Origin of the sequence: Agrobacterium sp. CCNWLW155 (assembly GCF_036888815.1) — a bacterium.
GTDB classification, from domain to species: domain Bacteria; phylum Pseudomonadota; class Alphaproteobacteria; order Rhizobiales; family Rhizobiaceae; genus Agrobacterium; species Agrobacterium radiobacter.
This window is the reverse complement of the sequence record NZ_JBAKFW010000001.1, coordinates 1,355,137-1,367,224: the sequence shown is the minus strand read 5'-3', so window position 1 is coordinate 1,367,224 and position 12,088 is coordinate 1,355,137. Positions and strand designations below refer to the sequence as shown.

Below are 12,088 nucleotides of genomic sequence, written 5' to 3'. Positions count from 1 at the left end.
AAGGGTATCGTTTCATGGAAGTGTTAATCGACGCTGAAACGGGTTCCGTATCATGCGTGGGCGGCAAGCTTTCTGGTTTTAAAGTTCATAAAAACTAAAAGGCCCGTTCCGAAAACGGAACGGGCCTCATTCTTCAAAGCTATCGGGCCTTGCGGCCGCCGATTATTCCTCGGAAGCTTCTTCAGTCGTTTCTTCTGCGACGCCGCCAGCCGGAGCAACGATCGTTGCGATCGTGAAGTCACGGTCGGCAATAACCGGCGTGATGTTCTTCGGCAGCTTCACATTCGAAATGTGAACGTTGTCGCCGATCTTCAGACCAGCGAGATCAACAGTGATGAATTCCGGAATGTCGTTGGCCGGGCAGTGGAATTCCACCGTGTGACGAACGATGTTCAGAACGCCGCCGATCTTGATGTCCGACTTTTCTTCGTTGACGAAGTGAACCGGAACTTCAACGTTGACGAGCGTGTTGCCCGAAACGCGCAGGAAGTCGACGTGCATGGTGAAGTCGCGGACCGGATCAAGCTGGTAATCCTTCGGGAGAACCTTGATCTTCTTGCCGTCGACGTCGATGATCGCAACCGTCGTCATGAAACCGCCAGCATGGATACGCTTGGTGACTTCGTTGGTCGACAGGGCGATGGAAATGGGGGCCTGCTTGTCACCATAGATGACAGCGGGAATCAAACCGTTGCGGCGAAGTTCACGAGAGGACCCCTTACCAACTCGTTCGCGCGCCTCGGCCTTGAGCTCATACGATTCTTTGCTCATGGCAATTCCTTTCGAGGTTATATGGAGAGTTCATGCCGAACGAAGCGGCCTGAACCGGAGAGGCCAAGGGCCATCCCGCCCGCGTTGCCTCCAAGGGTGTCTACACGGGTGCGGGCGCTATAATACAAACGGAAGCCAAAGACAAGAGTGGCCCCGTTTTCACGGGCGCCGCTTTATAATTTTATTAGTATTCACTAATTCATCCGTGTGTTGCAACTTTTAATATATGCTTATCCATCCACATAAACCGGGTGAAAACTTGGCGAATGATATGGCTGCGCAGAATTCCAATTGCGTAGATGACAATGCTCAAAGTTCTCCAGTGCCTCACCATCGATCACGACTATCGATACACCGTCGCAGCGGTCTTCGTCTGCATGCTGGGTAGTTTCGTTTCGATGCGCCTTTTTTCAAAAGCACGCTTGGCAACGGGGGTGCAGAAGGTCAACTGGCTGTTTCTGGCGGGCGTCAATGGCGGGGCGGCGATATGGACCACCCATTTCGTGGCGATGCTGGGCTATGTCGCCGCGGGTGACGTGGGATACGATCCCTATCTGACCGGGCTATCGCTTCTGATCGCCATTACCACAACGACTGCCGGCTTCGGCATTTCCGCCTATGGCGGGCGCAGCGTGCTGGTGGAAGCTGGCGGCATGATCCTCGGCCTCGGCATTGCGGCGATGCATTACACCGGCATGGCTGCCTATAATGTTCAGGGCATGATTTTCTGGGATCAGGCCTATGTCATCGCCTCGCTGGTGCTAGGGGCGGTGTTCGGCGCCATTGCGGTCAATCGCATTGCCCGGCCTCTCAACCGTTTCTGCCAATATAGCGCGGTGGCGTTTCTCATCCTCGCCATTGCCTCGATGCATTATACCGGCATGGCCTCGATGTCCTTCGCGTTTGACCCGCGCATCATCATTCCGGAAAATCTGCTGCCGCCGGCCATCATGGGCGGAGGCGCCATTGCGGTGACGCTGCTGCTTCTGGCGCTCGGGCTTTCCACTTATGTCATCGACGCCCAGTCCACCCAGCAGGCGGTTGCCCGCTATCGTCATCTTTCGCTGCACGATCCGCTGACGGGCATTCCCAACCGGGCGGCATTCATCGAGCATCTCAATCGTCGCACGCGACATGTCTCGCTGGGCGCGCATACCGCGCTTCTGTCGATCGATCTCGACCGTTTCAAGGAAATCAATGACGTGCATGGCCATGCGGCGGGCGACGCCGTGCTGCGCGCCATCGCCGACCGCGCGAGTTCCGTGCTGAAAGCCGGGGAGTTCCTGGCGCGCATGGGCGGCGATGAATTCGTGGCGATGACCCATTCCTATTATACCCGCGCCGATGGCGCGGAATTCGCCCAGCGATTGATCGAGCAGATCAGCAAGCCGGTGGAATGGAACGGGCAGACATTTTCGGTTGGCGCAAGTGTCGGCATATCGGTTCGCAATACCGGCTCCATCGATGCCGATACGCTGATGGCCCAGGCGGACGTCGCCATGTACCGGGCAAAAAGTGGTACGTCGGACACCATATGCTTTTACGACAAATCCATGGACGAGGCCGCGCGTGAGCGTAACGTGCTTGCCGTCGCCATGCGCAGCGGCCTCGCCAATAACGAGTTCGAGCTTTATTACCAGCAGCAGAACGATACCAGGAGCGGCAGCATTGTTGGTTTCGAAGCGCTTTTGCGCTGGAACCATCCGGAACGCGGCATGGTCTCCCCGACCGAATTCATTCCGATCGCGGAACAGACCGGCTTTATCGTCGAACTGGGCGAATGGGTTCTGCGAGAAGCCTGCGTGCAGGCCGCTCAGTGGAAAAAATCGCTTGCCATCGCCGTAAACGTCGCGCCGCAGCAGCTTGCGGACAATGATTTCCCTGACAAGGTTGAGAAAATTCTCGCCGAGACAGGGCTTGCGCCGGAAAGGCTCGAGCTGGAAATCACCGAAGGCAGCATTATTGCCGACCATCGCCACGCGCTCCTTACCATTCGCAAACTCAAGTCGCTCGGCGTCAAGATCGCGATGGACGACTACGGCACGGGTTATTCCTCGCTTTCGACCCTGCAGAGTTTCCCCTTCGACAAGATCAAGATCGACCGCGCCTTCATTGATGGCCTGTCGACCAACGTGCAGTCGGAGGCGATCGTTCGCTCGACGCTCATTCTGGCGCACAGCCTCAATATTCCGGTGCTTGCGGAAGGGGTCGAGACGAAGGCCCATATCGAGTTCCTGCGGCGCGAAGGCTGCCTGCAGGTGCAGGGCTTCTTCTTCGGCAAGCCCGGACCGCTGACCTCCATCGCCAATCTCGTGGACGATACGTTTCTCTCGACCGAGGATGAAACGGAAGCGAGCGCCGGCCGGCGTTATTTCAAGGCGGTCCGATAGTCTGGCGCAGCCCGCGGTTGCGCCCGGCAATGGTGGTCGCGAAATTTTTTGTTGAAACGTGAACACTTCCAGCGCACCATCGCCGAAAAGCTTTGGGAGGAGCGTATGCCGACAGACATCGCCCATGCGGAACGCGTGTATGAAACTGCGCGCCACCGTTCCGCCGCCGCAAGTTCTCCGATTGTCGCCTCCTGGCGTCGCTGCATGGTCAAACATCATCTTGCACCGGAGGAAAACCGCAAACCGATCTTTCTCAGCGAGTATGAATTCCGCCGCGCCCGTGAAAGTGCGGCCGGCCTGATTGCCGAAAGCACGGATGAACTTGACCGCATTTTCCAAAGTGTCGGCAAATCCGGCTGCTGCCTGCTTTTGACCGATGCGCAGGGTGTTGCGCTGGAAAGACGCGGTGCGGCCGGCGATGACCGAGAATTCCGAGCGCTTGGTCTCTGGTCCGGCGCGGTCTGGAGCGAGGCGAGTGTGGGCACCAACGGCATCGGCACGGCGCTCGTCGATGAGCGTTCGGTGGTGGTTTATCGCGACCAGCATTTCTTCACGTCGAATACCGAACTCTGCTGCACCACGGCGCCCATTCGTGACCATACCGGCCGGGTGACGGGCGCACTCGATATTTCCACCTGCCGCGACGATATTAACGAGATGACCTTTTCCTTCGTCACCCAGGCGGTGAAGGATGCGGCGCAGCGCATCGAGGGCAATCTTTTCCGTCGCGCCTTTCCGGGCGCGCGCATCGTTGTGGTGCCGAGTGGTTTTGGCGCGGCGCTTTCTTTGCTTGCGGTTGATCAGGACGATCTTGTGCTTGGTGCAACCCGCGCCGCACGCCTTGCGCTGAAGCTCGATGATACCCTGATCGCGCAGGGCCTGCCCGCTGCGGATATTCTGCAGGAGCAGCGCCACGACAGCGGTTCCGACCTTGCGGAAGCGGAACGCTCGGCGCTTCGGCGTGTGTTGTCTCGCACCAACGGCAACGTCACGCAAGCCGCCTCGCTGCTCGGCATCAGCCGCGCCACGCTTCATCGCAAGATGAAGAAATTCGACGTGCATTAAGGTCCAAGCGGTTGCGATCCGGCCAATCATGCCGGATCGAAGCGCCTTTGTCGCAGATGTGAGACAATGTGCGCTGCGGAACAGCGCCGCCCCTCTACCGAACAGCGCCATCTAGGCTCACCTTTCTCCCATGCGGTCCGTCGCGGATCGTTTTCATCAGGGAGGATGAAATCATGAATATTCAGGTTCAGCAGAAAGCGGGCGAAGCGCCCTTCAAGCTGAAATATGGCAATTACATCGGCGGCAAATGGGTGGAGCCGAAATCCGGCCGCTACATGGATAATCTTTCGCCGGTCACGGGCCACAAGATCTGCGAAGTTCCTCGCTCGGATGCGGCCGATATCGAGTTCGCACTGGATGCTGCCCACAAGGCAAGAGAGAAATGGGGCAAGACCAGCGTAACGGAACGCTCCAACATCCTGCTCAGGATCGCCCAGCGTATCGAGGACAATCTCGATCTCATCGCGCGGGCCGAAACCTGGGATAACGGCAAGCCACTGCGCGAGACGACCAATGCGGATATTCCGCTGACGATCGACCATTTCCGTTATTTCGCGGGCTGCATCCGTGCACAGGAAGGCACGATCGGCGAAATCGACAATGACACGGTCGCCTATCACTTCCATGAACCGCTCGGTGTCGTCGGCCAGATCATTCCGTGGAACTTCCCGATCCTGATGGCCGCGTGGAAACTTGCGCCGGCGCTTGCCGCCGGCAATTGCGTGGTGCTGAAGCCGGCCGAACAGACGCCGGCCTCCATTCTTGTCGTGATGGAACTGATCGAAGATCTGTTGCCGCCCGGCGTCCTCAACATCGTCAACGGCACGGGCCTGGAAGCCGGAAAGCCGCTGGCGCAGAGCAACCGCATCGCCAAGATCGCGTTTACCGGCTCCACCTCGGTCGGTAAGGAAATCATGCGTTATGCGGCCGACAACGTCACCAACATCACGCTGGAACTGGGCGGCAAGTCGCCGAACATCTTCTTTGCCGACGTGATGAACGAGGACGATGCCTTCCTCGACAAGGCGCTCGAAGGTTTCGCTTTCTTCGCGCTTAACCAGGGTGAGGTTTGCACATGCCCCTCACGCGCGCTGGTTCATGAATCGATCTATGACCGCTTCATGGAAAAGGCGATCAAACGCGTTCAGGCCATCAGCCAGGACGATCCGCTCAATCCGTCGACCATGCTGGGCGCGCAGGCGTCGCAGGAACAGTTCGACAAGATCATGAGTTATCTGGAGATCGGCAAGAAGGAAGGCGCCAAGGTTCTGACCGGCGGTGACCGCAAGACGCTCACGGGTGATCTGAAGGACGGTTATTACATTCAGCCGACCGTCTTTGAAGGCAACAACAAGATGCGGATTTTCCAGGAGGAAATCTTCGGTCCGGTTGTTTCCGTCACCACCTTCAAGACGGTTGAGGAAGCGCTCGAAATCGCCAATGACACGGTTTACGGTCTGGGTGCAGGCGTGTGGAGCCGCGATACGAACATTGCCTACCGGGCCGGCCGGGGCATCGAGGCGGGCCGTGTGTGGACGAACTGCTATCACGTCTATCCGGCAGGTGCCGCCTTCGGTGGTTACAAGCAGTCGGGCATCGGTCGCGAGACCCACAAGATGATGCTCGATCATTATCAGCAGACCAAGAACCTGCTCGTGTCCTATAGCCCGAACAAGGTCGGCTTCTTCTGAGTTCCTCCCCGGAAGCCGGCGACGGATCATCACGATAAAGCCGGCGTGTTCCCAGGGGCTCCGGCTCCTGGGAGCCCGGATCAGGTTTTCAGGCAAAATAAAAGGCCGGAGGTTTTGCCTCCGGCCTTTTTCGTTGCGACTTATGCCGCGTAACGCTGATCCCGCTGCCTTACGGCGGCGACGGAGAATTGCCCCACCTGTTCGGTCAGACCGTCCGCCTCGCTGGATAGCGAGAAGGCTGCGGCTGTCGTTTCCTCCACCATGGCCGCGTTCTGTTGCGTCACATGGTCGAGTTCGTTGACGGAGGCATTGATTTCGCTGAGGCGGCCGGACTGTTCGCGCGATGCGGTGGCGATTTCACCGATCTGGTCGTTGACCGACTGGATGCGCTTCTGGATCTGCTCCAGGCTTTCACCGGTCTTCAGCACCAACGCCACGCCACTTTCCACATCACCCGCAGAGGTGGCGATGAGCGTCGTGATGTCACGGGCGGCGGCTGCCGATTTCTGGGCGAGTTCGCGCACTTCCTGCGCCACAACGGCAAAGCCCTTTCCGGCTTCTCCGGCGCGCGCGGCTTCCACGCCGGCATTCAGCGCCAGCAGATTGGTCTGGAAGGCGATCTGGTCGATGACGTCGATGATCTGGCGGATCTTGGCCGACGAGGTCTCGATGCGTTCCATCGCAACGATCGCCTCTTTGACGACCGCCGTGGATTTATGGGCGTCCTGCATCGTGCCCGCCGTCGCCTCGACGGCGACATTGCAGCGCGACAAGGACAGATTGACAGCCTGCGTCATGTCTCCGAGAGCAGCGGCCGCTTCCTCAAGGGCTGCGGCCTGGCGTTCCGTGCGCCGCGACAGGTCTTCCGATGCGCTTTTCAGTTCGCCGGAGCCCGAGCGGATGGCGTTTGCGCTTTCGCCAATATTGGAGATCGTCGCTTCCAGGCCCGCCATGGAGTTGTTGAAGTCGACGCGCAGGTGATCGAGCGAAGGCACGAAGGATTTCTCGATGCGAAGATCGAGCCTGCCGGCCGCAAGATTGGCAAGACCGGTGGCAAGGGCATCGACGGCTTCTTCCAGTTCCCTGGCGCTTCTTGCCTTTTCCATCTCCCGCTGGGCGCGTTCCTCGTCCAGTTCCTCGCCTTTGCGATGGGCTTCCGTTTCCATGCGCTGCTTGTCCAGAATGCCCTGCCGGAAGGATTCCAGCGCGCGCGCCATGGTGCCTATCTCATCGCCGCGCGAAACGGCCTTGATCTCGATATTGTTCTCGCCGCCGTTCAGGCGCTCCATCAGCCCGGCAAGGCCGGTCAGCGGTTTTGTGAGACCAGCGGAAACGAAAATGCCGATCAGCGTCATGATCGCAAGCACGGCCAGTGTCGCAAGCGTCGCCCAGAAGGCGAGATCGTTGGCGGCGGCGAGAACCTTGCTCTCCTGCTGACCAATGGCCAGAAGATGTTTCTGTCCGAAGACGGAGACCGGGCGATAGGCATAGAAGATGTTGCCCGCAGGCGTCTGCGCCATCACCGTTCCGGCCTCGTTTGCGTTGGAAAGAGCCGCGAGGCTTTCGGAAACGGCGGCATCCGCGCCGCCCGAAAGAACGCCAGCCCGGCGTTTGCCGTCGGCGTTCAGAAGAACGGCGTCATCGATGGTCTTGCCGGTTTCCTCGGGCGTCACGACTGCGCCGATGCGATCGGCGGCGATGCGCATGATGACGGCGCCCTTGCGCTGCAGCTGGCCCCAGTTGGAAACGGCGAGCGGCATGCCGATCATGGCCGAATCATTTTCCCCACCGCTGAAGCCGGTGGTGCTGACGACACCGTCCTTGCCGGCCTCGATGCGGTCGAACAGCTCCTTGATCGCGGCGTTCTGCGGTTCCGTCACGCTGGTCAGGAAGTTTTTCCCCTTGGTCACGGTGTATATAATGAGGCCGCTCTTATCGATGACATAGATGTCGCTGACGCGGGTGTTGCGCCAGACGCTGGCGATGGTGGAATTGATCGTGGCATGGCGAATGGCATAAAGCAGTCGCAACCCTTCGCCGTTGAAGGAGGCGCGCTCCTCCTCGGAGACGCCGTCGCGGCGGAAAGCCTGGAGGATCGCATCCCTTTCCGTCGGCACAACTGTGGTCATCGTCTCCAGTGCCTGCGCGACCGCGGCGTTTTGCGACAGTTCGGAAATGCTCTGTTCGACGCGCAAAGTATAGGCGTCAAGCTGTTTGGACTGGTTGCTTGCAACCGTCTCGAGCCTGATTTCGCTGGCGTCGATCAGGCCCGACTTGCCCATCTCGTAGGACAACAACCCCACGGACAGGCATGAAACCAGTGTTGCGCCCGTGACGAGCGCGGCAAATTTAGCTTTTATCGACAATGATTTAGCTTTTACAGCAGTCGGATTCCCACCCGGCATCCTGTTTCCTCCCCCAAAAAAACGTGAGCGCAGGGTGACAAAAATTGCTTACGGCCGCGTTAAAAGCGCTGCGAATTGTACGATTATTTCCCGCATGCCGTGAAAAAATAACCGGCCGCCACTGAGACGTTTCCCGTAATAAAACTGCAATAGAACGGGCGCATATCGGGTGAAGTTCAACGGCTGTTCATGTTCATGCAAGCTTTTCGCGCTCCTTCTCTCGCCACTATCGATGATGTCTGCGGACTGAATGCGGACGGATATGACGGAGCCAGCGTGAGACCAAGGCCGGATTTCGCCGTTGTCGTGCCGATGCACAATGAGGAAGCGAGCGTCGAAACGCTCGTGGCGGAGATCGTTGCTGCCTGCCAGCCGGTTGGCGCCTTCGAGATCGTGGTGGTGGACGACGCATCTTCCGACGGCACGGTCAAGGCAGTGCTTGCGCTCGGTGACCGTTATCCGATGCTGCGGCTCGTCCGGCACGACCGCCAGGGCGGGCAATCGGCGGCGATCCATAGCGGCGTGCAGGCGGCGCGTGCGCCTGTTATCTGCATGCTTGATGGAGATGGTCAAAACCCGCCGGACAATCTGCCGGCACTTCTCGCACCGCTTCTCTCAGCCAGCGCCCCGAGCCGGCTTGGCCTCGTGGCCGGCCAGCGCGTCGGCCGGCGTGATACGCTTGGAAAACGCCTTTCCTCCCGCTTCGCCAACGGGCTTCGGGCGCGGATATTGAAGGACGGCACGCGCGATACAGGCTGCGGTCTCAAGGCCTTCCGCCGCGACGCCTATCTCGCTTTGCCCTATTTCGATCATCACCACCGCTATTTCCCGGCGCTGTTCAGTCGCGACGGCTGGCAGGTCGCCCATGTCGACGTCACACACCGGGCGCGGCTGCACGGAAATTCCCATTACACCAATATTGGCCGCGCGCTTGTCGGTATCCACGATCTGATCGGTGTCGCCTGGTTGTTGCGTCGGCGCAAGCGGTCAAGCTGGGCTGAAACTTTCAAAACGGAGACATTGCCGTGAATGCACCGGCTTTATGGTCCATGCTGCATGTGAACAGCTGGAAGGAATTTCTGTGGGTCTGCACCGGCTTCATGGGCCAGATGCTGTTCACCATGCGTTTTCTGGTTCAATGGATTTCCTCTGAACGGGCGAACCGCTCGGTCATTCCCGTGGCCTTCTGGTATTTTTCCGTTATCGGCGGTCTGGTGCTTTTGTCCTACGCCATCTGGCGGCGTGATCCGGTCTTTATTATCGGGCAGGCCTCCGGCCTCTTCATCTATGCCCGAAATCTCTGGTTGATTCATGCAGAACGCCGCCAGCATGCATGACGCGGCGACCCTGCCTTATGCGCAGGCAGGCGATGAGCGCCGATGGCTGACATTTGCGTTTTCAGCGATTGTCCTCGTAACCGCCCTGCGCGTCCTTGGTCTGGTCTTCAACCGCACCGACCTTTTTGTCGATGAGGCGCAATATTGGCTTTGGGGCCGCGAAATGGCGCTCGGCGCCTATTCCAAGCCGCCGCTGATCGGCTGGCTCATTCGCGCGGCGACCATTCTGGGGGGTGGCGAGGGCACGTTTCAGGTTCGGCTGGCCGCGCCCGTGGTGCATGGCGTGGCGGCGGCGGCGATCCTTGTGCTGGGCCGTATGATCTACGATGTCAGGCTGGGCTCGCTGGCTGCGGTGATCTATCTGACCTTGCCGGCCGTGACGCTCGGCAGCCTGCTGATCTCGACCGATACGCCGATGATGCTGTTCATCGCGTTGTCGATGATCTCCGTGCGCAAGCTTGCGCTCGTCCGCGGCGAGGGCAGGCCGGCGTTGGGCTGGAGCATCGCTCTCGGTCTCTCTTTCGGCCTCGGGCTGATGTCGAAATATGCGATGATCTATTTTCTGCCCTGCTTCATCGCCGCCGGCTGGCTTTGCGAGGCATGGCGCATCCGGCTGCGTGACGCGGCGATTGCGGCACTGGTCTGCGTTGCCGTCATCGCGCCCAATCTGTGGTGGAACGCTGCGCATGATTTCATGACCGCACGCCACACGGCTGACAATGCGAACTGGCACGGCGTCCAGCTGAAGATCGGCTCCGCGCTGGAGTTCTTCTTCTTGCAGGCAGGCGTGGTCGGACCATTCGTTTTCGTTGGCATGATTGTCGCGACGATCCGCGCAAGGACCGGTGAAGCCCGGGCGCTGGTCGTGCTTTCGGTGCCGATCGTTCTGCTGATCACCGCGCAGGGTTTGATGTCGCGGGCGCTCGCCAACTGGGCGGTCGGAGCCTATGCGGCCGGCGTGCTTCTGGCGACGCCGGTGCTGGCGTCGCGGCGCTGGCTCACCGTGTCCACCCTCGTGCTTGGCGGCGTCGTGGCTGTTGTGCTGCCGCTGATGACCATTGCCGGAACGCAATTGCGCCTGCCCAAAGGTGAACTGGCGATGGCGCGGTATCTCGGGCGCGCCGAGCTGGTGTCGACCGGCCTGTCACGGGCGCGCGAGGCGGGGGCGGACGCCATCGTCGCCAATGATCGTTCGATACTGGCCGAGCTTTTTTATCAATTGCGGGACGAAAAACAGGTGCTGACACGGGCATTGCCCGAAACCGGCGTACCCTCCAGCCACTACGCGCTTCTTTATCCGCTGAGAGCTGGCGAGGCGAAAAATCCCCTGTTCCTGGCAAGCGCGGATGGCCTGCCGGCCTGCCTTGCCGGCGAGACGCCGGTTGCGCGCTGGACCGCCGGGCCGGGTTTCCTCGAGGGCAGGGAAATCGGCCTCTGGCGCCTGCTACCGCAATGCATGCCGGAGGGCAGCAATGGATAATGATCTTTCGCATATGCGGATCACGATCTGGCTGACACTCGCCACATTGGCGCTCGTCATCCTGTTTGCGACTTTCCCCTCCATCGATCTCAGGTTCTCCGCGCTGTTTTTCTCTCCCGTCGAGCAGCCATGGTCCGGCCGTGAACCGTTTCCCGAATGGCTGCGAGATACGCTGCGCGAAGGTACGGAGCTTGCCACTCTTCTGGCTTTCGTGATCCTTGTCGGCAATCTGCGGCTGGGTCCGCTGCAGAGAACCGGATGGCGCGTCTGGGCCTTCCTGTGCGGACCCGTGATCCTCTGCGCCGGTCTTCTCGTCAATGGCGTGCTGAAGGCGACCATCGGTCGTGCGCGCCCGTTCAGCATTACCGAATTCGGCGGGCAGCAACTTTTCACGCCGCCTTTCCAGTTCAGCACGCAATGTTATTCAAACTGCTCGTTTTCCTCAGGTGAAACCGCCTTGATCGCCAGTTTCTTTCTGCCGCTCTGCGTGCTCGTCTGGCCCCGGCTGCAATGGCCCGGACGGTTCATGATGGGAAGCATTGCCGTCGGCATGATCATCCTCATGTCCGGTTTGCGCATTGCGGCCGGTGGGCATTTCCTCAGCGATGTGGTGATGTCCATCCTGTTTTCCGCCCTGACGACCCTGTTTCTCTACCGGGTGCTGGCGGTAAACCGCCACCGTCACCTGTTCACGGGTAATGCCGTCTCGGCCGATACGGTCAGCATCTGGCGCAATGGTCGCCATGCCGTCCTGACCCGGGTTCGGCGCTGGTGGCCGAAAATCAAGGCCGCCGCCTCCCGTCTGCAACGGCCCCCGGATGCGGGTGCGGCCTCGTCTTAAGCGGGAGGTCGGGGCGCTGCATCAATGCGATGAATGGCGAAGAACGCCAGACACTCCTGCATCATCCTCGGGCTTGTCTCGAGAATCTGCAATCTAATGATTTTAGTC

The 12,088-nt window shown here is 59.7% G+C and carries 9 protein-coding genes; 7 read left to right on the top strand and 2 right to left on the bottom strand.

The features are described 5' to 3' along the window. Positions 1 to 162: 162 nt before the first annotated feature. Entirely contained in the window at positions 163 to 771 is a 609-nt protein-coding gene (locus V6S97_RS06900) for a 50S ribosomal protein L25/general stress protein Ctc (protein WP_004430287.1), read from the bottom strand. Positions 772 to 1,076: 305 nt separating this feature from the next. On the opposite strand from V6S97_RS06900, the gene V6S97_RS06895 reads away from it, so the two are divergent. The 3 genes from V6S97_RS06895 to adh all read left to right on the top strand — a co-directional run bounded on the left by V6S97_RS06895 (position 1,077) and on the right by adh (position 5,917). Beyond that, positions 1,077 to 3,161, top strand: a complete 2,085-nt coding sequence (locus tag V6S97_RS06895) for a putative bifunctional diguanylate cyclase/phosphodiesterase (RefSeq protein ID WP_111784855.1) — start codon at positions 1,077 to 1,079, stop codon at positions 3,159 to 3,161. Between the two features lie 105 nt (positions 3,162 to 3,266). Continuing rightward, entirely contained in the window at positions 3,267 to 4,226 is a 960-nt protein-coding gene (locus V6S97_RS06890; protein WP_060725261.1) for a helix-turn-helix domain-containing protein, read from the top strand. 173 nt (positions 4,227 to 4,399) lie between these two features. After that, the gene (gene adh / locus V6S97_RS06885; protein WP_004430297.1) at positions 4,400 to 5,917 is read left to right on the top strand and encodes an aldehyde dehydrogenase; all 1,518 of its coding nucleotides are present in this window, start codon (positions 4,400 to 4,402) and stop codon (positions 5,915 to 5,917) included. A gap of 140 nt (positions 5,918 to 6,057) precedes the next feature. Here adh and V6S97_RS06880 read toward each other — a convergent pair whose 3' ends face one another. Beyond that, entirely contained in the window at positions 6,058 to 8,322 is a 2,265-nt protein-coding gene (locus V6S97_RS06880; RefSeq protein WP_129564917.1) for a methyl-accepting chemotaxis protein, read from the bottom strand. A 189-nt stretch (positions 8,323 to 8,511) separates the two neighbouring features. Here V6S97_RS06880 and V6S97_RS06875 point away from each other — a divergent pair, with 189 nt between their 5' ends. From V6S97_RS06875 to V6S97_RS06860, 4 genes are read left to right on the top strand one after another with little or no spacing between them, the layout of a single operon-like run. Further along, a complete protein-coding gene (locus V6S97_RS06875; protein ID WP_099086021.1) occupies positions 8,512 to 9,351 on the top strand; it encodes a glycosyltransferase family 2 protein in 840 nt (279 codons plus the stop codon). 20 nt (positions 9,352 to 9,371) lie between these two features. After that, a complete protein-coding gene (locus V6S97_RS06870; RefSeq protein WP_020011353.1) occupies positions 9,372 to 9,659 on the top strand; it encodes a lipid-A-disaccharide synthase N-terminal domain-containing protein in 288 nt (95 codons plus the stop codon). Next, positions 9,634 to 11,139: an ArnT family glycosyltransferase gene (locus V6S97_RS06865; RefSeq protein ID WP_334426419.1), complete on the top strand. Its 1,506-nt coding sequence runs from the start codon at positions 9,634 to 9,636 to the stop codon at positions 11,137 to 11,139. The genes V6S97_RS06870 and V6S97_RS06865 overlap by 26 nt, the downstream gene beginning before the upstream one ends. Beyond that, positions 11,132 to 11,980: a phosphatase PAP2 family protein gene (locus V6S97_RS06860; RefSeq protein WP_334426418.1), complete on the top strand. Its 849-nt coding sequence runs from the start codon at positions 11,132 to 11,134 to the stop codon at positions 11,978 to 11,980. The genes V6S97_RS06865 and V6S97_RS06860 overlap by 8 nt, the downstream gene beginning before the upstream one ends. Positions 11,981 to 12,088: the final 108 nt, after the last annotated feature.

Coding starts and splice junctions, on each gene's coding strand:
- V6S97_RS06900 (WP_004430287.1), bottom strand. CDS start 771: ATGAGCAAAGAATCGTATGAGCTCAAGGCCGAGGCGCGCGAACGAGTT.
- V6S97_RS06895 (WP_111784855.1), top strand. CDS start 1,077: ATGCTCAAAGTTCTCCAGTGCCTCACCATCGATCACGACTATCGATAC.
- V6S97_RS06890 (WP_060725261.1), top strand. CDS start 3,267: ATGCCGACAGACATCGCCCATGCGGAACGCGTGTATGAAACTGCGCGC.
- adh (WP_004430297.1), top strand. CDS start 4,400: ATGAATATTCAGGTTCAGCAGAAAGCGGGCGAAGCGCCCTTCAAGCTG.
- V6S97_RS06880 (WP_129564917.1), bottom strand. CDS start 8,322: ATGCCGGGTGGGAATCCGACTGCTGTAAAAGCTAAATCATTGTCGATA.
- V6S97_RS06875 (WP_099086021.1), top strand. CDS start 8,512: ATGTTCATGCAAGCTTTTCGCGCTCCTTCTCTCGCCACTATCGATGAT.
- V6S97_RS06870 (WP_020011353.1), top strand. CDS start 9,372: ATGCTGCATGTGAACAGCTGGAAGGAATTTCTGTGGGTCTGCACCGGC.
- V6S97_RS06865 (WP_334426419.1), top strand. CDS start 9,634: ATGCAGAACGCCGCCAGCATGCATGACGCGGCGACCCTGCCTTATGCG.
- V6S97_RS06860 (WP_334426418.1), top strand. CDS start 11,132: ATGGATAATGATCTTTCGCATATGCGGATCACGATCTGGCTGACACTC.